The organism is Streptomyces sp. NPDC004031 (genome assembly GCF_053604375.1).
Map to the genome: position 1 here is coordinate 1 of NZ_JBSGHL010000070.1, position 20,747 is coordinate 20,747.

General features: G+C 74.6%; 17 protein-coding genes. 6 read left to right on the forward strand and 11 right to left on the reverse strand.

What is annotated here, in order from left to right; all coding sequences use genetic code 11:
• Positions 1 to 101: 101 nt before the first annotated feature.
• The 3 genes from ACWERV_RS31670 to ACWERV_RS31680 are packed head-to-tail and all read right to left on the reverse strand — an operon-like array spanning position 102 to position 2,664.
• The gene (locus ACWERV_RS31670) at positions 102 to 881 is read right to left on the reverse strand and encodes an ABC transporter permease (protein ID WP_452939643.1); all 780 of its coding nucleotides are present in this window, start codon (positions 879 to 881) and stop codon (positions 102 to 104) included.
• The gene (locus ACWERV_RS31675; RefSeq protein WP_452939646.1) at positions 878 to 1,918 is read right to left on the reverse strand and encodes an ATP-binding cassette domain-containing protein; all 1,041 of its coding nucleotides are present in this window, start codon (positions 1,916 to 1,918) and stop codon (positions 878 to 880) included. Before ACWERV_RS31675 ends, ACWERV_RS31670 begins: the two co-directional genes overlap by 4 nt.
• Complete coding sequence (locus ACWERV_RS31680) at positions 1,915 to 2,664, reverse strand: PadR family transcriptional regulator (protein ID WP_452939649.1); 750 nt, start codon at positions 2,662 to 2,664, stop codon at positions 1,915 to 1,917. Before ACWERV_RS31680 ends, ACWERV_RS31675 begins: the two co-directional genes overlap by 4 nt.
• Before the next feature lie 290 nt (positions 2,665 to 2,954).
• On the opposite strand from ACWERV_RS31680, the gene ACWERV_RS31685 reads away from it, so the two are divergent.
• Complete coding sequence (locus ACWERV_RS31685) at positions 2,955 to 4,490, forward strand: amino acid permease (RefSeq protein ID WP_452939652.1); 1,536 nt, start codon at positions 2,955 to 2,957, stop codon at positions 4,488 to 4,490.
• Positions 4,491 to 4,892: 402 nt separating this feature from the next.
• Here the strand turns inward: ACWERV_RS31685 and ACWERV_RS31690 are convergent, their stop codons facing one another.
• Positions 4,893 to 5,555 carry a TetR/AcrR family transcriptional regulator gene (locus ACWERV_RS31690; RefSeq protein WP_452939655.1) on the reverse strand — a complete coding sequence of 221 codons (663 nt, stop codon included), beginning with the start codon at positions 5,553 to 5,555 and terminating at the stop codon, positions 4,893 to 4,895.
• Between the two features lie 145 nt (positions 5,556 to 5,700).
• Between ACWERV_RS31690 and ACWERV_RS31695 the strand changes: the two genes are divergently transcribed.
• The 5 genes from ACWERV_RS31695 (at position 5,701) to ACWERV_RS31715 (ending at position 13,749) form a co-directional block, all read left to right on the forward strand.
• Positions 5,701 to 6,504 (forward strand): urea amidolyase associated protein UAAP1, encoded by an 804-nt coding sequence (locus ACWERV_RS31695; protein WP_452939658.1) that lies wholly within the window; start codon positions 5,701 to 5,703, stop codon positions 6,502 to 6,504.
• Positions 6,504 to 7,130 (forward strand): urea amidolyase associated protein UAAP2, encoded by a 627-nt coding sequence (locus ACWERV_RS31700; protein ID WP_452939661.1) that lies wholly within the window; start codon positions 6,504 to 6,506, stop codon positions 7,128 to 7,130. The genes ACWERV_RS31695 and ACWERV_RS31700 overlap by 1 nt, the downstream gene beginning before the upstream one ends.
• Complete coding sequence (gene uca, locus ACWERV_RS31705) at positions 7,127 to 10,690, forward strand: urea carboxylase (protein WP_452939664.1); 3,564 nt, start codon at positions 7,127 to 7,129, stop codon at positions 10,688 to 10,690. The genes ACWERV_RS31700 and uca overlap by 4 nt, the downstream gene beginning before the upstream one ends.
• 728 nt (positions 10,691 to 11,418) lie before the next feature.
• Complete coding sequence (locus ACWERV_RS31710; protein WP_452939667.1) at positions 11,419 to 13,050, forward strand: allophanate hydrolase; 1,632 nt, start codon at positions 11,419 to 11,421, stop codon at positions 13,048 to 13,050.
• Between the two features lie 123 nt (positions 13,051 to 13,173).
• Positions 13,174 to 13,749, forward strand: coding sequence for a hypothetical protein (locus ACWERV_RS31715; RefSeq protein ID WP_452939669.1), 576 nt, complete (start codon positions 13,174 to 13,176; stop codon positions 13,747 to 13,749).
• A 58-nt stretch (positions 13,750 to 13,807) separates the two neighbouring features.
• Here the strand turns inward: ACWERV_RS31715 and ACWERV_RS31720 are convergent, their stop codons facing one another.
• The 7 genes from ACWERV_RS31720 to ACWERV_RS31750 all read right to left on the reverse strand — a co-directional run bounded on the left by ACWERV_RS31720 (position 13,808) and on the right by ACWERV_RS31750 (position 20,739).
• Entirely contained in the window at positions 13,808 to 16,672 is a 2,865-nt protein-coding gene (locus ACWERV_RS31720; protein WP_398180656.1) for a DEAD/DEAH box helicase, read from the reverse strand.
• 105 nt (positions 16,673 to 16,777) lie between these two features.
• Positions 16,778 to 17,665, reverse strand: a complete 888-nt coding sequence (locus ACWERV_RS31725) for a diacylglycerol kinase (RefSeq protein WP_398180659.1) — start codon at positions 17,663 to 17,665, stop codon at positions 16,778 to 16,780.
• A gap of 63 nt (positions 17,666 to 17,728) precedes the next feature.
• The gene (tatC, locus tag ACWERV_RS31730; RefSeq protein WP_452939673.1) at positions 17,729 to 18,664 is read right to left on the reverse strand and encodes a twin-arginine translocase subunit TatC; all 936 of its coding nucleotides are present in this window, start codon (positions 18,662 to 18,664) and stop codon (positions 17,729 to 17,731) included.
• A 106-nt stretch (positions 18,665 to 18,770) separates the two neighbouring features.
• On the reverse strand, positions 18,771 to 19,049 hold the full coding sequence (gene tatA, locus ACWERV_RS31735) for a Sec-independent protein translocase subunit TatA (protein ID WP_031515138.1): 279 nt from the start codon (positions 19,047 to 19,049) through the stop codon (positions 18,771 to 18,773).
• A 257-nt stretch (positions 19,050 to 19,306) separates the two neighbouring features.
• On the reverse strand, positions 19,307 to 19,510 hold the full coding sequence (locus ACWERV_RS31740) for a hypothetical protein (protein WP_452939676.1): 204 nt from the start codon (positions 19,508 to 19,510) through the stop codon (positions 19,307 to 19,309).
• 11 nt (positions 19,511 to 19,521) lie between these two features.
• Entirely contained in the window at positions 19,522 to 19,773 is a 252-nt protein-coding gene (locus tag ACWERV_RS31745; protein WP_398180671.1) for a CpXC domain-containing protein, read from the reverse strand.
• 9 nt (positions 19,774 to 19,782) lie between these two features.
• Complete coding sequence (locus tag ACWERV_RS31750) at positions 19,783 to 20,739, reverse strand: helix-turn-helix transcriptional regulator (protein WP_398180674.1); 957 nt, start codon at positions 20,737 to 20,739, stop codon at positions 19,783 to 19,785.
• Between the last annotated feature and the right edge of the window lie 8 nt (positions 20,740 to 20,747).

Sequence of the window (20,747 nt, forward strand, 5' to 3'; positions counted from 1 at the left end):
GGCGGCTGCTGGCGCCGTCATCGCGTGAGGTGTCCGGTCCTGAGATCGGCCAGGAATATCGCGAAGTTGGCGGCCGTGAAGCAGAGCTTCGGGCCCCGGCCTCAGACCGAGCGCTGGTAGGAGCGGAAGGTGCGGGTGGACAGCCACACCGCCGCTACCGCGAGGGCGAGCAGCGCGCCGCCCCGGCCGAGCACCACGCCCCAGTCGGGGTGCTGCGCCATCGCCGAACGGCCCGCGACCAGGGCCCAGTTGACGGGGTTGGCGGCGGCGACGTGCCGCATCCAGGACGGCATCAGCGCGGGCGCCATGAACGCCGAGGACAGGAAGGTCAGCGGCAGCAGCAGGAAGGAGTTGATGCCGATGATGCTCTCGCGCTGCCGCACCAGCATGCCGACCGCGTTGGACGCGGCGCCGAACACCGTGCCGAGCAGCACCGAGGCGGCCAGCAGCACCAGCAGTCCGGCCGCGCCGCCCGGGTAGTCGGCCCCACCGAGCTTGCCGAGCAGGACGATCAGCACCGACTGCAGGGCCGTGGTCAGGGCCTGCTGCACGACGTTGGCGTTCATCAGCGCCGCCCGGCTGACCGGTGTGGTCAGGTAGCGGTTGAGGGTGCCGCGCTCGATCTCCTCCAACGTGCCCATCCCGGCCCACATGTTGGAGGACACCGCGCTCATCACGACGACGCCGGGCACCAGGTAGTCCAGGTACGACCCGCCGCCGAAGCCGGGCAGCTCGACGACCCTGCGGAAGAGGGAGCCGAACAGGAAGAGCCAGATGACCGGTTGGACGAGCGTGATGACCAGGACGACCGGCTGCCGCATGATCGCCGTGAGGTGGCGCCGCGTCATGTACCAGGTCTGGTAGGCGGTTTCGGTGCTCATGCGGCCTTCTCCCCGGTGTCCGTCGCGCCTGTTGCCCTGGTGACGTCGTCCTTCGGACGGCCGCCCGCGTCGGCGTCGGCGAACCGCCGTCCCGCGTACCGCAGATAGACGTCGTCGAGCGAGGGGCGGGCCACCGTGACGGAGGCGACCGTCGCGCCCTGCTGCTCCAGCGCGGCCAGCACCTGCGGTACGGCGGCGGGTCCGTCGTCGGCGCGGGCGCTCAGCCGCCGGCCCTCGACCGTCACGTCGCGTACCGCGGTGAACTCCCCGAGCGCGGTGGCCAGCAGCCGGGCGTCCACCTCGCCGGGCGCGCCGCGCAGTTCCACATGGACGGCGTCGCCGCGCAGTTCGCCCTTCAGCGCGTCGGGGGTGCCCTCGGCGACGACCCGGCCGCAGTCGACGATCGCGATGCGCTCGGCGAGCCGGTCGGCCTCCTCCAGGTAGTGCGTGGTGAGCAGGATCGTGAGGCCCTCGTCACCGGCCAGCCGGGCTATCTCCTCCCACATCGCGCCGCGCGCCTCCGGGTCCAGCCCGGTCGTCGGCTCGTCGAGGAAGAGCACCCGCGGGCGGTGGACGAGGCCGAGCGCCACGTCCAGCCGGCGCTGCATGCCGCCGGAGTACGTCCGCACCTGGCGCCCGCCGGCCTCCACGAGGTCGAAGCGGTCGAGGAGTTCGTCGGCGCGGCGGGCGAGGGCGGGGCCGCGCATGCCGTACAGCCGCCCCTGGAGCAGCAGGTTCTCCCGCCCGGTGGCGACCGGTTCGGCGCCGGACTTCTGGGCGACGACGCCGATGGCGCGCCGCACCCGGTCCGGGTGGCGCAGCGCGTCGTGCCCGGCGACCAGGGCGGTGCCGGAGTCCGGGCGGGCGAGCGTGGTGAGGATCTTGACGGTGGTGGACTTGCCGGCGCCGTTGGGGCCGAGCAGCCCGAAGACGGTGCCCGCGGCGACGGTGACGCCCATGCCGTCGAGGGCGGTCACCCCGCCGGGGTAGGTCTTGGTGAGCCCGGCCGCCTCGACGGCGGGCGCTGCGGTGGTCATGAGGGGGTGTCCTCCGGGTCGTCGGTCGTGGAGCGGGGCGCGGCGGCGGGGGCGGCGCCGGGTGCTTCGGCCGCGCCCGCGTCGGCCTCGGCCTCCGCGTCGCGGAACTGCTCTTCGAAGCGCTGCCAGTCCTCCGGCGGGGCGCCCGTGTCGTGCCAGGCGCGCCATTCGTCCAGGCCGGACAGCCGGCCCGCGGCCACCTCGGCGAGCAACTCGCGGATCCAGGCGGCCTCGGCCTCGCGCATACGGGCCTGGTACTCGGTCTCGATCAGGAACAGCCGCGGCAGCTCGGCGCCCAGCTTGACCAGCACCCCGCGCAGCGCGGCGGCCTGCACCTCCTGTGCCGCGGCGCGCTCGGCCAGCAGCTCGGCGGCCTCGTCCGGGTGCAGGGCGCCGATGAGGGAGAGCGCGGCCTCGAAGCCGGGGTACTCCTGCGCGGGCACCGCGACGAGGTCGGCGAGCCAGTCGTGGGCCTCGGTGCGGCCCTCCTCGGTGAGGCCGTAGAGCGTCCGCTCGGGCCGGTTGCCCTGCCGCTGGACGCCCGCGACCTCGACGAAGCCGTGCTTCTCCAGGTTCTGGACCACCGTGTAGAGGGAGCCGTAGTTGATCTTGATGCTGGATTCCTTGCCGCGCTGCCGCAGCAGCCTGGCGATCTCGTACGGGTGCATCGGCCGCTCGCCGAGAAACACCATGACCGCCAGGGCCAGCGGGTTGGACAGCTTGCGCCGTTTCGCCACCGCGTTCATCCCCGTCACTGCTCGTTGCCCGTTGCCGTATATCCGGCGCCGAACATATCGCGTCCGACAGTCGCGAGCAAGGCGATGTATCGCGAATTTCCGGAGCAGCGTACAGCGCGATTCGCCGCCCGCCGCCGGGCCGGAGAGGGCCTGCGATGGGCGGCCCGCGGCCGGACGGCGGCGCGTGAGGACTTCGGCCCGCGACGGACACGGACGCGTGATGCGGCGGAAACACCCCGTGCCTAATTTCTGTCGCTCGACAGGAACACCGGACGACACACCCGACAGGGGGCCCGGCCATGACCACCAGCAGACCGCCCGCCGTCCAGGCGCGGCCGCCGCAGGACCCGCGGCCGGCCACACCCGCCGCCACCGGTCCGGGCGGCGACACCGCCGGGCTCGCGGACTTCGGCTACCGCCAGGAACTGCACCGCAGCCTCGGCCGCTACGCGTCCTTCGCCGCCGGCTTCTCCTTCATCTCCGTCCTGACCACCGTCTTCCAGTTCTTCGCCTTCGGTTACTCCTTCGGCGGCCCGCGCTTCTTCTGGACCTGGCCCGCCGTCCTGATCGGCCAGCTGCTCGTCGCCGCGTGCTTCGCCGAACTCGCCGCCCGCTACCCGATCTCCGGCGCCGTCTACCAGTGGTCGAGCCGGCTCAGCAACGCCGTCTTCGGCTGGTACGCGGGCTGGATCATGGTGCTCGGGCAGATCGTGGTCGTCGCCGCGGCCGCGCTCGCCCTCCAGGTGGTGCTGCCGGCCGTCTGGTCCGGCTTCCAGATCATCGGCACGGACACCTCACCGGTGTCGTCGGACGGCGCGGCGAACGCGGCCCTGCTCGGCATCGTCCTGCTCGCCCTCACCACCGCGGTCAACCTGCTGGACAACAAGGTCATGTCGGTGGTCAACCGGGTCGGCGTCACCGCCGAGATCGTCGGCGCGGTGCTCATCGTCGTCCTGCTGCTCACGCACGCCGACCGCTCGCCGTCCGTCACCGTGCACAGCGGGGGCGGCGGATCCGCCCTGCTGGTCGGGTCGTTCGCGGCCGCGTACGTGATGATCGGCTTCGACAGCGCGGGCGAGATGAGCGAGGAGACCCGGCATCCCCGGCGGGTCGCGCCGCGCACCATCCTCACCGCGCTCGCCGCGGCCGGGGTGCTCGCCTCCCTGCTGGTCCTCGCCGCCCTGCTCGCCGCGCCCAGCCTCACCGACGGGCGGCTCGGCACGGACGGGCTGTCCTACGTCCTCACCAGCCGGCTCGGCGGCGGACTCGGGCGTGTCCTGCTGTGCGACGTGGCACTCGCGGTGGCCGTCGCCACGCTGGCCATCCAGACGTCCGCGACCCGCATGCTCTTCTCCATGGCGCGGGACCGGGCACTGCCCCTCTCCCCCGCGCTCGCCCGGGTCTCCCCGCGCACCGGACAGCCCGCCGTGCCCGCGCTCGTCGTCGGCGTCCTCTCCGCCGCGCTGCTGCTCATCGCGTTCGCGTCGCCGGACGCGTGGCTGGCGATCGGGACGACGTGCATCGTCATGCTCTACCTGGCGTACTCGATGGTGACCGGCCCGCAACTGCTGCGGCGGCTGCGGGCGCCGCTCCCGCCGGTGACGGACGAGTCCGGCGCCCCCGCGTTCTCGCTCGGCCGCTGGGGCGTCCCGGTCAACGCCGCGGCCCTCGTGTACGGCCTCGCGATGACCGTGAACCTCGCGTGGCCGCGCCCCGCCGTCTACGACCCGTCGGGCGGCCACTGGTACTTCCGCTGGTTCACCCTGCTCTTCCTCGCCGCCGCGCTCGCGCTGGGCGCGGCCTTCCGCCTCTTCCGCCGCGTCTCCGCTTCTTGAGCCGAGGCCGCTCCGGACTGCCTCTTACGGTGGCCTCGCGCCCTTCCCACCGTCGTGGCTGGTCGCGCAGTTCCCCGCGCCCCTGACAAACGAGTGCCCTCGCACATACCGCGCAGGGCACACCAGGGGCGCGTGGGGGCACCTCCCAGGCGGAGCCTGGGGGAGAACTGCGCGCGCAACCCCCACCGGCAGAAGGTCGCGCACTCAGCGCAAGTGGCACCCCGGAGCGAAAGGGGCGCGGGGAACTGCGCGACAAGCCCCCCACCGGCAGAAGGTCGCGCGGGCCACCGCAAGTGGCACCCCGGAGCGAAAGGGGCGCGGGGAACTGCGCGACCAGCCCACCACCGGCAGAAGGTCGCGCGGGCCACCGCGAGGGGCGGGAACGGGGCGTACCCGGCAAGCTCAGGGGCAGCCGGAGATGCAGCCGGCGAGGCGTAGCGCGGCGTCCGCCGTGGCGGCGGGGAAGTCGGCGGCCGCGCGGGCGCGGGGCGCGAGGATCACGCCCTCGATGAGGGCGAAGAGCAGGTCCGCGCGCAGGGCGAGGTCGTCCGGGGGGAGGGCGGCGCCCACCGCGGTCGCGGCCAGCAGGGCCGCGTAGGCCCCCCGCAGCCGGCCCCGCGCGGAGCGGAACGCGGCGAACCGTTCGTCGCGTACCTCGGGCAGCAGGTAGAGGGCGCCGAGGTTGTGGGGCCCGGCGCACAGCAGCTCGACGTCGGCGCGGCACAGTTCCCACAGCCGCCGCTCGGCGGGGCGTTCCCGGTCGGCCAGCAGGGATTCGGCGAGGGCGAGGGACGGCGTGACCGTGCCCTCCAGCAGTTCCGCGAGCAGCTCTTCCTTGCCGCTGACGTAGTGGTACATGGTCGCCTGCCGCATGCCGGCCCGTTCGGCGACGGCCCGTGTGGTGGTGGCGGTGTAGCCGCGGGTCGTGAAGAGTTCGCCCGCTGCGGCGAGCAGTTCCTGCCGCGGGGTGAGCCCGCTGTCGGGGCGGGCCTGTGCGCGGGGACGCCCGACGCGCCTCCCGCGTCCGCCCGTGCTGCCGCCGGCACCCGGCTCCGTACCGCTCACGCCGCGATCGTCGCACAGGCGCGGGCCTCCCCCCGTACCGGGCGGGTGCGGTGAGGAGCCGGTAACCCGGGTGCAACGCGCGGGCAATCGCGCGGAATCCGCCCCCGCCTAATTTCTGTCGCACGACAGAAACTGGAGGTGCGGCGTGGCGGCAGGGGCGACAGGGACGACGTACGGCGCGCGGGACCACGCGCGGGCGCAGCAGGGCCGGCGGACGGCGGCGATGCCGCTGGTGCCCGCGCCGGACGGGCTGGTGTGGGCGGAGACCGTCGCGGGCGGCAACTACACCCACAGGGCGCTGGCCCGCGGCACCGAGCTGCGGCTCGCCGACCCGACCGGCACCGCGTGCGCGCACGTGCTGCTCTTCGTCACCGGTAGCCCGTGGGAGCGGCTGAACGTCGCCGACACGGTGAAGGTGCAGTGGAACGCCTACCTCGGCGCGGGCCGGCTGCTGCTGTCCGACCAGGGCCGGGTGCTGGCCTCCCTCGTGGCCGACACCAGCGGGCGGCACGACACGCTGTGCGGTACGTCCACGGCGGTGCGCAACACCGCGCGCTACGGGGACGGTTCGCCACAGGGCGGCACCCCGGCGGGGCGGGAGCTGTTCACGCTGGCCGCCGCGAAGCAGGGGCTGGAGCCGCGCGATCTGCCGCCGTCGCTGTCGTTCTTCCAGGGCGTGCGCGTCGACGCCGACGGATCACTGGAGTTCACCGGTTCCGCGGGCCCCGGCACGGCGGTGACGCTGCGCGCGGAGATGCCGCTGACGGTGCTGCTGGCCAACGTGCCGCATCCGCTGGACCCCCATCCGTCGTACGTGTGCGGCCCGTTGGAGGTCACCGCCCGGCCGGGGCGGCCGACCGGGCCGGGCGATCCGCTGTGGGACGACACCCCGGAGGGCCGCCGCGCCTTCCAGAACACCGCCGACCACCTGACCGCGAAGGGGCTGTGATGACCTCGGCAACCTCCACGACGACCGCCACCGTCGCCGCCCGCGCGCCCTGGTCCGCGGTGGTGCCCGCGGGCGGGCTGCTGACGATCACCGACCTGCACGGCAACCAGGCGGTGGACTTCCTGGTCTACGACGCCGCCGACACCGCGGTCCGCTACAGCGCCCCGGACACCCTCCAGGCGCAGGGCGGCATCTTCCTGACCACCGGCAGCGTCCTGATGTCCAACGAGCACACCCCGCTGATGACGGTCACGGCCGACAGCTGCGGCGGGCACGACACGATCGCCGGGGCCTGCTCGAAGGAGTCCAACACCCTGCGCTACGGCCACCACACCTGGTCGCAGCACGCCTGCGCCGACAACTTCCTGGCCGAGGGCGCCCGTTGGGGCCTCGGCAAACGCGACCTGGTCAGCAACGTCAACTGGTACATGAACGTCCCCGTCGAGGACGACGGCACCCTCGGCATCGTCGACGGCCGCTCGGCCGCGGGGCTCGCCGTCACCCTGCGGGCCGAGCGCGACGTGCTGGTGCTGGTCTCCAACTGCCCGCAGATCAACAACCCCTGCAACGGCTTCGACCCGACACCGGTACGGATGACGGTCACCGCACCGGAGGCGGCCCGATGAGCTTCGACACCCTGCTGGTCGCCAACCGCGGCGAGATCGCCGCCCGGGTACTGCGCACCGCGCGCCGCACGGGCCTGCGGACCGTCGCGGTCTTCTCCGACCCGGACCGCGGCGCCCCGCACGTCCACCTCGCCGACACCGCCGTACGGTTGGGGCCCGCGCCCGCCAAGGAGAGCTACCTCGACGCGGACGCGGTGCTCGCCGCCGCACGCGAGAGCGGGGCGGGCGCGGTGCACCCCGGTTACGGATTCCTGTCCGAGGACGCGGACTTCGCGCGCCGCTGCGAGGCCGCCGGACTCGTCTTCGTCGGACCCGAACCGCGGCACCTGGAGGTCTTCGGCGCCAAGCACACCGCACGGGCCGCCGCCGAGGCCGCCGGTGTGCCCCTGCTCCCGGGTACGGGACTGCTGCCGGACCTGGACGCCGCGCTCGCCGCCGCCGGGGACCTCGGCTACCCGGTGATGCTCAAGGCCACCGGCGGCGGGGGCGGCATCGGCATGCGGGCCTGCCGCACCCCCGCCGAACTGGCCGCCGCCTGGGAGCCGGTGGAACGCGCCGCGGCGGCGGGCTTCTCCTCCGCCGGGCTCTTCCTGGAGCGCCTGGTCGAACGCGCCCGGCACGTCGAGGTGCAGGTCTTCGGCGACGGCCGCGGCGGGGTCACCGTGCTCGGCGACCGCGACTGCTCCCTCCAGCGGCGCCACCAGAAGGTGCTCGAAGAGGCCCCGGCGCCCGGCCTGCCCGCCGCGCTGCGCGAGCAACTGGGGATAAGCGCCCGCGCGTTGTGCGCCTCGGTCGGCTACCGCTCGGCCGGGACGGTGGAGTTCGTGTACGACGCGGCACGCGAGGAGGCGTACTTCCTGGAGGTCAACACCCGCCTCCAGGTGGAGCACCCGGTGACCGAGGAGACCTACGGCGTCGACCTCGTGGAGTGGATGCTGCGGCTGGCCCGTGACGGCGAGGCGCCCGGCGAGGCACCCCGGCCGTCCGGCCACGCGGTGGAGGCGCGCGTCTACGCCGAGGACCCGGCACGCGGCCACCGGCCCAGCGCCGGGGTGCTCACCCGGGTGGAATTCCCGCCGGACGTACGGGTCGACACCTGGGTCGCGACCGGCACCGAGGTCACCACCGCCTACGACCCGATGCTCGCCAAGGTGATCGCGTACGGGGCCGACCGGGAGGCGGCGCTCGCGAAGCTCGCGGACGCGCTCGCGGCCACCCGTGTCGACGGCGTCGAGACCAACCTCGGCCTGCTGCGGGCCGCGCTCGCCGAACCCGCGCTGCGGGCCGCCACGCACCACACCGCGACGCTGGAGGACGTCACCGACCCCACCCGGCGGATCGACGTCGTACGCGCCGGGACCCTCACCACCGTCCAGGACTGGCCGGGCCGCACCGGCCTGTGGCACGTCGGGGTGCCGCCCTGCGGGCCGATGGACGACCTGTCCTTCCGGCTCGGCAACACCGCGCTGGGCAACGGCGAAGGCGCCGCCGGGCTCGAATGCACCCTCCAGGGACCGGCGTTGCGCTTCAGCCACGCCACCACCGTGTGCGTCACGGGCGCGCCCGCACCCGTGACGGTGGACGGCGAGCCGGTGCCGCAGTGGGAGCCGGTCACCGTACCGGCCGGCGGCCTGCTGGACGTCGGCGCGCCCCACGAGGCGGGCCTGCGCACCTACGTGCTCCTCGCCGGGGGGCTCGACGTGCCGCCCTACCTCGGCAGCGCCGCGACGTTCACCCTCGGCCGCTTCGGCGGGCACGGCGGGCGGGCGCTGCGCACCGCCGACGTCCTGCACGGCGGCGCCGCCACCGCGGACGGCACGCCCGTGGCGCCCGCGCGGCGCCCCGCGATCGGCACCGCGTGGGAGATCGGCGCGGTCGAAGGGCCGCACGCGGCACCGGAGTTCTTCACCGAGCAGGACATCACCGACTTCTACGCGGCCGACTGGAGCGTGCACTTCAACTCCGCGCGCACCGGGGTACGGCTCGTCGGCCCCAAGCCGCGCTGGGCACGCACCGACGGCGGCGAGGCGGGCCTGCACCCGTCCAACATCCACGACACGCCCTACGCGGTCGGCGCCGTCGACTTCACCGGCGACATGCCGGTGCTGCTCGGACCGGACGGGCCCTCGCTCGGCGGCTTCGTGTGCCCCGCCACCGTGGTCACCGGGCAACGCTGGAAGCTCGGCCAGCTGCGGCCCGGCGACACGGTGCGGTTCGTGCCCGTCACCGAGGACGCGGCCGCGGGGCTGCGGGCCGCACCCGCCGCGGCCCCCGTCGCGTGCCGCCCGGTGCTCGGCGACGGCGGTGTCCTCGGCCGCACCGAGCCCGGCGACGGCGGCCCCGCCGTCACGTACCGGCGCAGCGGCGACGACAACCTGCTCGTCGAGTACGGGCCCATGCAACTGGACCTCGCCCTGCGCATGCGGGTGCACGCGCTCGCCGAACACCTCACCGCGCGGCGGCTGCCCGGTGTCGTCGACCTCACGCCCGGTATCCGCTCGCTCCAGATCCACGTCGATCCCGACGTCCTGCCCACCGGCAAACTCCTCGACCTCGTCCGCGAGGCCGAGGAGCAACTCCCCGCCACCGAACACCTGGTGGTGCCCAGCCGCACCGTCCACCTGCCGCTGTCCTGGGACGACCCCGCGACGCGCGAGGCCATCTCCCGCTACATGGCGGGCGTCCGCGACGACGCGCCCTGGTGCCCGTGGAACATCGAGTTCATCCGGCGGGTCAACGGGCTCGACTCCGTCGACGACGTCTACCGCACCGTCTTCGACGCCGAATACCTGGTGCTGGGCCTCGGCGACGTCTACCTCGGCGCCCCCGTCGCCACACCCCTCGACCCGCGGCACCGCCTCGTCACCACCAAGTACAACCCGGCACGCACCTGGACCGCGGAGAACTCCGTCGGCATCGGCGGGGCCTACCTGTGCGTCTACGGCATGGAAGGGCCCGGCGGCTACCAGTTCGTCGGCCGTACGGTCCAGGTCTGGTCCGGACGCGACGCGGCGGCGGGCACCGCCGAACCGTGGCTGCTGCGCTTCTTCGACCGCATCCGGTGGTATCCCGTCGAGGCCGACGAACTCCTCGACCTGCGGGCCGACATGGCGGCCGGACGGCTGCGACTGCGGGTGGAGGAGGGCGAGTTCGCGCTCGCCGAGCACCAGCGCTTCCTCGCGGAGAACGCGGAGTCCATCGCGGGCTTCCGCGCCCGGCAGGGCGCCGCCTTCGCGGCCGAGCGGGCCGCGTGGGAGACCGCGGGCGAATTCGCGCGGGCCGACTCCGCGGGGGCGGCTCCCGCCGCCGGGCTCGCGGAGGAGATCGAGGTGCCGCCGGGCGGCAGCGTCGTCGAGGCGGAGTTCGCGGCGGGGGTGTGGCGGGTCGCCGTCCGCGAGGGCGACTGCGTCGCGGCGGGGCAGCACCTTGTCACGCTGGAGGCGATGAAGATGGAGTCCCCGATGGCGGCGCCGGTCGCGGGCCGCGTGGCGGCGGTCCACGTCACCCCCGGCGACCAGGTCTCCCCCGGCACACCTTTGCTGACGCTGGCCCCTCTGTGACGCCCCCGGCCATCCGCCTGGGGGCACCGCACCCCTGGATCGTGGCCCCCCGGGGCCGGCCCCAGCCCTCCGGGCTGCCCCGTGCGGTAGTCCCGGGATCATCCCCCGGTGGACGGTTGAGCGCGCAGTTCTCCCCCAGGCTCCGCCTGGGAGGTGCCCCCACGCGCCCCTGGGTTGCCCCACCCGCCCTGCGCAGACCTCTCCCGGGGGCGAGGCCCCACCCGTGGCTGGTCACCCTCCCGCAGAAGGGCGAGCGTTTCAGGGGCGCGTGGGGGTACCTCCCAGGCGAAGCTCTGGGGGAGAACGGAGCGGCCAGCCCCCACCCACGGAAGATCGCGGCACCCGCCGCAAGCGGCACCCCAGGGCGCAAGGGGCGCGAGGAACCGCGCGCGCAACCCACCACCCGCGGAAGATCGCGGCACCCGCCGCAAGCCGCACCCCCGGGCGCAAAGGGGCGCGTGGGGGTACCTCCCAGGCGAAGCTCTGGGGGAGAACGGAGCGGCAACCCACCGCCCGCGGAAGATCGCGGCACCGGCCGCAAGCCGCACCCCGGGGCGCAAGGGGCGCGGGGAACTGCGCGCGCAACCCACCGCCCACGGAAGATCGCGGCACCCGCCGCAAGCGGCACCCCGGGGCGCAAAGAGCGCGGCGAACCGCGCGCAACGCACCACCCACAGACAGCCGCGGCGAGAGCCGCGCGAGGCATGCTCGGAGCGAAAGGCCCACCGATGAGCAGAGCGCAGGCGCGCGTCACCGCGGCGTACCGGCGGATGGAGCAGGCCCGCAGGGCGGACGTGTGGATCGCGTTGCGGCCGGAGGCGGAGGCCGCCGCGGACGCGCGGGAGGTGGACGCCAAGGTCGCGGCGGGGGCCGCGCTGCCGCTGGCCGGGACGGTGCTCGCCGTCAAGGGCAACATCGACGTCGCCGGGCTGCCGACCACCGCGGGCTGCCCCTCCTACGCGTATGTGCCGGAGTGCGACGCGCCCGCGGTGGCAGCGTTGCGCGCGGCCGGCGCGGTGGTGCTGGGCTCCACGAACATGGACCAGTTCGCGACCGGCCTGGTCGGCACCCGCAGCCCCTACGGGCCCGTACCCAGCGTGCTCGCGCCGGAGCGGATCGGCGGCGGGTCGAGTTCGGGCTCGGCCGCGGCGGTCGCGCTCGGCTTCGCCGACATCGCGCTGGGCACCGACACCGCGGGCTCGGGCCGTGTCCCGGCGGCCTTCCAGGGCATCGTGGGCCTCAAGCCGACGCCGGGCCTGGTGCCGACGCGGGGCGTGGTCCCGGCGTGCGCGAGCCTCGACTGCGTGAGCGTCTTCGCCCGGACGCTGCCGGAGGCCCGCCGCGCCCTGGCGCTGCTCGCGAGCCCGGTGCCGCCGCCGCGCCGCCCGGGACCGTGGCGGGTCGCGGTCCCGCGCCCCGGGCAGCTCGGCGAGCTGGACGACGGCTGGGCGGCGGCGTACGACGCGGCAGCCGCGCGGCTCACGGCGGCCGGCGCCGAGCTGCGGACGATCGACCTGACGCCCTTCAGCGAGACGGCCGAGCTGCTGTACGGCGGCGCGTTCGTCGCGGAGCGCTACGCGGCGGTGGGCGCGTTCGTGGAGCGGGGCGGCGCGGACCTGGACCCGACGGTGGCCGGCATCATCCGCGCGGCGCGCGACATCCCGGCGCACCGTCTCGTCGCGGACCGCGAGCGGCTCGCGGACCTGCGGGCCCGCGCGTCCGCCGAGCTGGAGGGCTGCGACGCGCTGCTGCTCCCGACCACGCCGGGCCACCCGACGCTCGCGGAGGTCGCCGCCGACCCGGTGGGCACCAACACCCGGCTCGGCCGCTTCACCAACTCGGCGAACCTGCTGGGCCTATGCGCGGCCGCGGTGCCGGGCGGCACAGTGCGGGGGCGGCCCTTCGGGGTGACGCTGCTCGGCCCGGCGGGCGCGGACGACCGGGTCGCGGAGATCGCCGCGCTGCTGGAGCCGCCGGTGCGGCTCGCGGTGGTGGGCGCGCATCTGTCCGGTCAGCCGCTCAACCCGCAGCTGCTGGCGCTGGGCGCCCGGCTGGCGGAGACGACCGCGACGGCGCCCGTCTACCGGCTGTACGCGCTGGACACCGTGCCGCCCAAGCCGGGTCTGGCACGGGTGGCGGAGGGCGGCGCGCCCGTCGAGGCCGAGGTGTGGGAGCTGTCCCCGGCGGCGCTGGGCGCCCTGGCCGCGGCCCTTCCCCGCCCGATGGCCCTGGGCCGGGTGACCTTGCGCGACGGCACCGAGGCGACCGGTTTCCTCTGCGAGCCCGCCGCTCTGGTCGCCGCCCCGGACATCACCGGGTACGGCGGCTGGCGCGCGTACCTCTCCCGTACCCGGGGCTGAGCCCGCGGTCGCGCGGACCCCGACCGGGTGGCGGTGTCCGCGGGCGACCTGCACCGCCGGGTTCGTCCGCCGTATCCGTACACTGGCGCGACCACAGGCCTCCGGGAGAGGAACATCCGGCTCATGCGTCACCGCACCGCTCTCACCGCTGTCGCGCTCGGCGCGGCGCTCGCCGTCACCGCGCTCAGCGGGTGTTCGTCGGACTCGTCCGGCAAGAAGTCCGACGACGCGAAGGCCACCGCGTCCGGCACCGCCGCCGCGTCCGGCGGGAGCGGTACGCCCTCCGCGAGCGCCTCCGAGAGCAGCAGCCCGCCCGCGAAGCCCGCGCGGACGGTGTCGGGGCACCTGGACTTCACCGGGGCCGCCTCCGGCGGGGCGGACTTCTCCGGCGGGGTGGTGTGCGAGGTCAAGGGCGGCAAGCTCATCGGGGTGACGACGCCGGACGTGCTGGCGAAGAAGCAGATCTTCCCGTCCTTCATCGCCACCACGGCCGACAGCCCCACCCAGGTGGCCCTCTTCAACACCCCGGACGGCACGTCGTACTCGGGCCGGGTGCCGCACTCGCAGGGCGTGACGGCGAAGAAGACGGGCGACACCTGGACGGTGACGGTCGACGGCCTGCAGATCGCCAAGGACTACAGCGGCTCGGGCGCGGTGGTGACCCTCAAGGGCTCCCTGACCTGCACCCGGGTGAGCTGACCCGACGGACCCGGCCCGCCTCACCCGGGTGGGCTGACCGGCGGACCCGGCCCGCCGGTCAGCCCACCGAGGAGTACGCGACGACCCCCCGCAGCAGGCCGTCCACGGCCTTGCGGGCGGTGCGCCGGACGGGGCTGCCCTGCGGGGCGGCCTCGCTGATCTGGCCCAGGACGTCGATGAGCTGCTTGCACCAGCGCACGAAGTCACCGGCGGGCATGTCGGCGTCGCCGAGGACGGCGTCCAGGCCGTGGCCGGAGGCCCAGCGGTAGGCGGGCCACGCGAAGCCGAGGTCGGGCTCGCGCTGGCCGACGCCCTCGGTCTGGTTGATCCGGTGGTCCTCCTCCAGCGCGTCGAGCCGGCCCCAGATGCGGACCATCTCGCCGAGTGCGGCCCGTGCGCCGCCGCTGGGCAGCTTGGGCGTCACCGCGTCGTCGGCCTGCCGGGACTCGTAGACGAGGGCGGAGGCGCACGCGGCCAGTTCCGCCGGATCCAGCGCGTCCCACACGCCGTCCCGCAGGCACTCGCTGGCCAGCAGGTCCAGCTCGCCGTAGAGGCGGGCCAGCCGGCGCCCCTCGGGGGTCACCTGGTCCCCCTCCAGATAGCCCAGCTCGGCGAGCACCGCGCACACCCGGTCGAAGGTGCGGGCGATGGTGTTGGTACGGCCCTCGATACGGCGTTCCAGCTGCTGGGTGTCGCGGCGCAGCCGGTGGTAGCGCTCGGCCCAGCGGGCGTGGTCCTCGCGCTCGTCGCAGCCGTGGCAGGGGTGCGCGCGGATCTCGGCGCGCAGCCGCAGGATCTCGCTGTCGTCCGCGGCGGCCGACCGCTCCTTGCGGCGGTGGTGCGCGGGGGCGGCCCAGCCCGCCGTCCCGGCCTTGCTGCGCATCGCCGAGGCGAGGTCGCGGCGGGACTGCGGGCTGCGCGGGTTGAAGGACTTGGGGATGCGCATCCGGTCCAGCGCCTCGACGGGCACCGGGAAGTCCAGTTGCGCGAGCCGCTTGACCTGCCGTTCGGCGGTAAGCACGAGCGGGCGGGGCCCGTCGTGGTAGACGCCGTCGCGCGGGATGTGCCCGGCGGCCCGGCCGCCGGGGACGCCCGGCTCCAGCACCAGCGCGAGCCCGGCGTACTTGCCCGCGGGGACGTGGATGATGTCGCCGGGCTTGAGCTTCTCCAGCGCCTCCGCCGCGGCGGCGCGGCGCAGCGAGGCGCCCTGCCGCGACAGGTGCGCCTCGCGCTCCTTGAGGTCGCGGCGCAGCGCCATGTACTCGTCGAAGTCGCCGAGGTGGCAGGTCATCGACTCCTTGTAGCCGTCGAGGCCCTCCTCGTTGCGCTGCACCTGCCGGGAGATGCCGACGACGGACCGGTCGGCCTGGAACTGCGCGAAGGACGTCTCCAGCAGCTCGCGCGAGCGGTGCCGCCCGAACTGCCCGACGAGGTTGACGGCCATGTTGTACGACGGCTTGAACGACGAGCGCAGCGGGTACGTCCGCGTCCCGGCCAGGCCCGCGACGGCGCCGGGGTCGAAGCCGCGCTGCCACAGCACCACGGCGTGGCCCTCGACGTCGATGCCGCGCCGCCCGGCGCGGCCGGTGAGCTGGGTGTACTCGCCCGGGGTGATGTCGGCGTGCGTCTCGCCGTTCCACTTCACGAGCTTTTCCAGCACCACTGAGCGGGCCGGCATGTTGATGCCCAGCGCGAGCGTCTCGGTGGCGAAGACCGCCTTGACCAGCCCGGCCGTGAACAGCTCCTCGACGACCTCCTTGAAGGCCGGCAGCATGCCCGCGTGGTGGGCGGCGATACCGCGCTCCAGGCCCTCCAGCCACTCGAAGTAGCCGAGGACGTGCAGATCCTCGTCGGGGATGGCGCGGGTGCGCTCCTCGACGATCGCCCGGACCCGGGCGCGGGCCTCGTCGTTGTTGAGCCGCAGCCCGGCGTACAGGCACTGCTGGACGGCGGCCTCGCAGCCGGCCCGGCTGAAGATGAAGGTGATGGCGGGCAGCAGGCCCTCGGCGTCGAGCCGGTCGATGACCTCGGCGCGGCTGGGCGTCCAGACCCGGCTGCGGGCGCGCCGCTCGCGCTCGCGGTCGGCCTCCCGGCCGCGCTTGGCGCGCGGGTGGTAGGTGCGCTGGTTCTCCATCCGGGCGAGGCGTTCGAGGTCGGCGTTGACCTCGCGGCGCCCGCGGGTGCCCGTGCCGTCGGCCTTCTCCTCGAAGAGGTCGTACATCCGGCGGCCGGCCAGCACGTGCTGCCACAGCGGGACGGGGCGGTGCTCGGAGACGATGACCTGGGTGTCGCCGCGCACGGTGTCGAGCCAGTCGCCGAACTCCTCGGCGTTGGAGACGGTCGCGGACAGCGACACCAGCGTCACGGACTGCGGGAGGTGGATGATCACCTCTTCCCACACCGCGCCGCGGAAGCGGTCGGAGAGGTAGTGCACCTCGTCCATGACCACGTAGCCGAGGCCGTCGAGGGCCGCGGAGCCCGCGTACAGCATGTTGCGCAGCACCTCGGTGGTCATGACGATCACCGGCGCGTCGCCGTTGACGCTGTTGTCGCCGGTGAGCAGGCCCACCTTGTCCGTGCCGTAGCGCTTGGCGAGGTCGTTGTACTTCTGGTTGGACAGCGCCTTGATCGGGGTGGTGTAGAAGCACTTGCGGCCCTCGCGGAGGGCGAGGTGGACGGCGAACTCGCCGACGATGGTCTTGCCGGAGCCGGTGGGGGCGGCGACCAGGACGCCGCTGCCCGCCTCCAGCGCCTCGCAGGCCTCCGTCTGGAACGGGTCGAGGCCGAACTCGTACAGCTCGCGGAACTGCGCGAGCGCGGTGGCGTTCTCCGCGGCACGGCGGCGGCTCGCGGCGTAGCGCTCGGCGGGCGACATCTCGTCGTGGAGATCGCCGGACATCTCGTCGGACTTCTCGTCTGTCATCTCGCTCCTGAGCCTACCCAACGGGACCGACACACCGCGTGATCTTTATCTCCCGCGGAGCACGGTTGCCGGCTCGCGGGGCAGGTGGGGCGTACGGGACGCGGCTCAGACCAGCAGCCGCAGGGCGCCCGGCACCGTCTCGGCGGCCAGCGGCAGCGGGCCCACCCGCTCGCCGTCGGCGTAGGCGGTGACGTCGGCGGCGGCGAGCCGTACCCGGGCGGCGCGGTGCACGGTGACGACCGGGTGCCGCGGGTGCCTGCCGCTGTAGACGAGCGGGAAGACGCGCAGCAGGGTGCGGCGGGTGCAGGGGCCGACGACGCATATGTCGAAGAGCCCGTCGTCCATCTCCGCGTCCGCGCACATGCGCATGCCGCCGCCGTAGGAGGAGCCGTTGCCGACCGCGATGAGGGTGGCGTCCAGCTCGCGCTCGGGGGCGTCGTCGAACTGCACCCGGTAGCGGATGGGACGCAGCGCGGCCAGTTCGGCGAGCATCGCCACGTCGTAGCGGAAGCGGCCGCGGGGCCAGCTCATCCGGTTGCCGCGGTCGTTGACGCGCGAGTCGAAGCCGGTGGCCATGACGGTGCAGAACCAGCGGTCGCCGGTCCGGCCCAGGTCGAGCGGGCGGCTGCGCCCCTCGGTCAGCGCCGCGGCGATGACGGCGCCGGCGGCGGCCGGGTCGCGCACGGGCAGGCCGCAGACCCGGGCGAAGTCGTTGCCGGTGCCCGCGGCGACGACGCCCAGCGGGGTCCCGGTGCCGGCGACGGCCTGGACCGCGAGCGAGACCATGCCGTCGCCGCCGACCGCGACCAGCGCGGCCGTACCGCCGTCTACGGCCTTGCGGGCCTGGTCGAGGGCGTCGGCGGCGTCCGAGCCGACGACGGTGCGGACGGCCAGGCCCGCCGAGCGCAGCGCCTCGGCGGCGGGCGCGGCGGCCCTGGCACCTCGGCCGCGGCCGGAGGTCGGGTTGACGAGAAGGGTGATGTCGCCGGTCACGGGCGGACCCTACCCCGTGTCACCGCTCCGGCGGTACGGGCCGGGTCCGCCGGAGGGCGCCGGTCAGGTGGCGTCGTCGTAGCCGTTGCCGCGCCGGTCGTCGTCCTCGTCGTCGAGCGGCTCGACGGAGCCGACCTGCTCGGGGACGTGGTCCAGGCTGGAGGCCTCGTCCGGGTCGAGCCCGAAGTCGGGGTCGGCGGCGCGGCGGCGGGCCCGGCGCGAGTCGTTGAAGAAGCACACGCCGATCGCGAGGAAGTACAGCAGCACGATGGGCGCGGCCAGCAGGCACATGGTGAGCGGGTCGCCGGTGGGCGTGGCGACCGCGGCGAAGACGGTGATGCCGATGACCATGCCGCGCCACCAGCCGAGCATCCGCTTGCCGGTGACCATGCCGGTGAAGTTCAGCGCGACGAGCGCGAGCGGCAGCTCGAAGGCGAGGCCGAAGACGATGACCAGCCGGACGACCAGGTCGAGGAAGTCGTCCAGCGGCAGCAGGTTGGTGGTGTCGGCCGGCACGAAGCCGATCATGATCCGCGCGGTCTGCGGCAGGATCTCGTACGCCAGCACCGCGCCGCCGAGGAAGAGCGGCACACCCGCGCCGACGAAGCCCAGCGTGTAGCGCTTCTCGTTCTTGTGCAGGCCGGGGGCGAGGAAACCCCACAGCTGGTAGAGCCAGACCGGGGACGCGCCGACCACACCAGCCATCAGCGAGACCTTCAGGGCGATGGAGAAGCCGCCCATCAGACCGCTGACGGTCATCGTGGCGCAGGCGTCGCTGCCCTTGTGGCCCGCCGAGCTGCCGTCGAGGCAGCGGACGTTGTCCGGGATGCGCTGCTGCAGCAGGTGGATGATGTCCTTGTAGAAGAACGCGGCCACGACGGTGACGGCGATGACCGCGAGCACGGACTTGAACAGCCGGTTGCGCAGCTCTCGCAGGTGGTCCGCGAGCGGCATCCGCCCCTCGGGGTCCTTCTGCTGCTTGCGGGCAGTCTTGAGCACCCACGTCCTCGTCTCGTGCGGCAGCCGTCGGCGGTGCTTCTCGGCTTGGTCGTTCGGCTTGGTCGTTCGCTGTCCGGCCCGGCGGCCGGAACCGCCGGGCGGGCGGTCAGCCGGTGGTCGTCGTACGGTCCTCGACCGGGCGGGCGCTGGCGGTGTCGCCGGGCGCGGCCTGGATGGTCTTCGGCGCCGCCTGCTCCTGGGCCGCGGTACCGGGCTGGGCGGCGGGGGTCGGGTCGTCGTTCTTCATGGCCTTGGCCTCGCTCTTGAGGATGCGGGCCGACTTGCCGAGCGACCTGGCCATGTCGGGCAGCTTCTTGGCGCCGAAGAGCAGGACGACGACGAGAAGGATCAGGAGGAGCTCAAGGGGCTTGAGGTTGCCGAGCATGATTCGTCTACCTTCTCACCGGGGGCGGCGGGTCCGTGCGGTACGTCGTTGCGGGGGCCGGTGGCCGTCGGCACACCCCGGTCTCCCGGTCCGCCGGTCATCACCCACGCAAGGATCGTAGCGTGCGGTGGTGAACGCCGGAATGTGTGCCGGAGTCCACCAGGTTGCGACCGCACCGGAACAGCCCCTGATCAGCGGGCCCGAGCCGGGTCCGGTCGCCGGGTCAGCGTACCTTCACGCGGGCCGCCGCGGCAGGCTCAGCGGCGGGTGATCTCGCCCGCGGTCCTGGCCAGCGGGGCGGCGGCGCGCTGCAGCCGGTCGCCCGCGGTGCCCAGCGCCTCGCTGCTGGCGGCCACCTGCGCGGCCAGTTCGCCCACCGCGCGGAAGACCCGGGCGGCGAACACCGCGAGCACCAGCAGGCCCGCGGCCGCCAGGCCGACACTCACAAAGATCCACCACATGGCCCGGCAGCCTACCGCTGGAGCCGCATGGTCCGGACGCCGCCGACGGTCAGCAGCTCCACGATCCGCTCCCCGGCCGGCTTGCGCACGGCCTCCCCGCACTCGGGGCAGGTGAACGAGTAGAAGGTGGTGCGGGCGCTGGCGCCGATGGCCAGCCGCAGGGCGTCGGCGGGGATCTCGAAGCTGGTCCGGCAGTGCGGGCAGCCGGCCCGGAAGACCGCGGGACCGGCCCCGGCCTCCGGCGGCGGGCAGCTCACCGTCATGGGCGGCCTCTACTCCCCGTACCCGGCGAGGGCGCGCACGGCCGCGTCGCGCGCGTCGGCGGCGAGCGCGGCGGGCGCGACGATCCGTCCGTCGCGGCCCAGCCGCAGCGCGAGCCGGCGCAGCGAGCCGGGGTCGGGGGTGCGCAGGGTGATGCGCAGCCCGCCGTCGGGCAGTTCCTCCGCGCTGTCGTGCGGGTAGTACTCGGCGACCCAGCGCCCGCCCGGTCCGACCTCGACGACGACCTCGGGGTCGTCGCCCGCGGGCTGCACGAGCCCCTGCGACAGGTCACGCGGCTCCAGCCGGGGCGGGTCGGACGGCTCGTCCAGCAGCCGGATCTCGGCGACCCGGTCCAGCCGGAAGGTCCGCCGGTCCTCGGAGAGCCGGCACCAGCCCTCGACGTAGGTGTGGCCCACCGCGAACAGCCGGATCGGGTCGACCTCGCGCTCGGTCAGCGCGTCGCGCCCCGGGGAGTAGTAGCGCATCCACAGCCGGCGCCGCTCGGTCAGCGCGCGGTCCACGGTGGCGAAGACGCTGCCCTCGGACTCGAAGGTCACCGACAGCCGGGCGCTGCCGCCGGCCGCCTCGCCCGCGGCCGCCTCCAGCTTGGCGCCGGCCCGCAGCAGGGCCTGCCGGTCGCTGTCGCGCAGGCCCGGCAGGTTGGCCACCGCACGGGCGGCGACCAGCAGCGCCGTCGCCTCGTCGGCGGCCAGCCGCAGCGGCTGGGCCACGTCGTCGGCGGTGCCGGGGTTGTGCCACCAGATCTGCTCGCCGTCGGTGTCGATGTCGAGCAGGTCGCCGCCGCGGAAGCTGGTGCCGCACAGCGGCAGCACGTTCAGGTCGCCGATCAGCTCGGCCTCGGTCACGCCGAAGGCGCGCGCCACCTCGTCCACCCGGGCGCCGGGCCGCTCGCGCAGGTATGTCACCAGGGACAGCATCCTGCGGGTCTGGTCGATCGCGTTGCTCATGCCGCCGT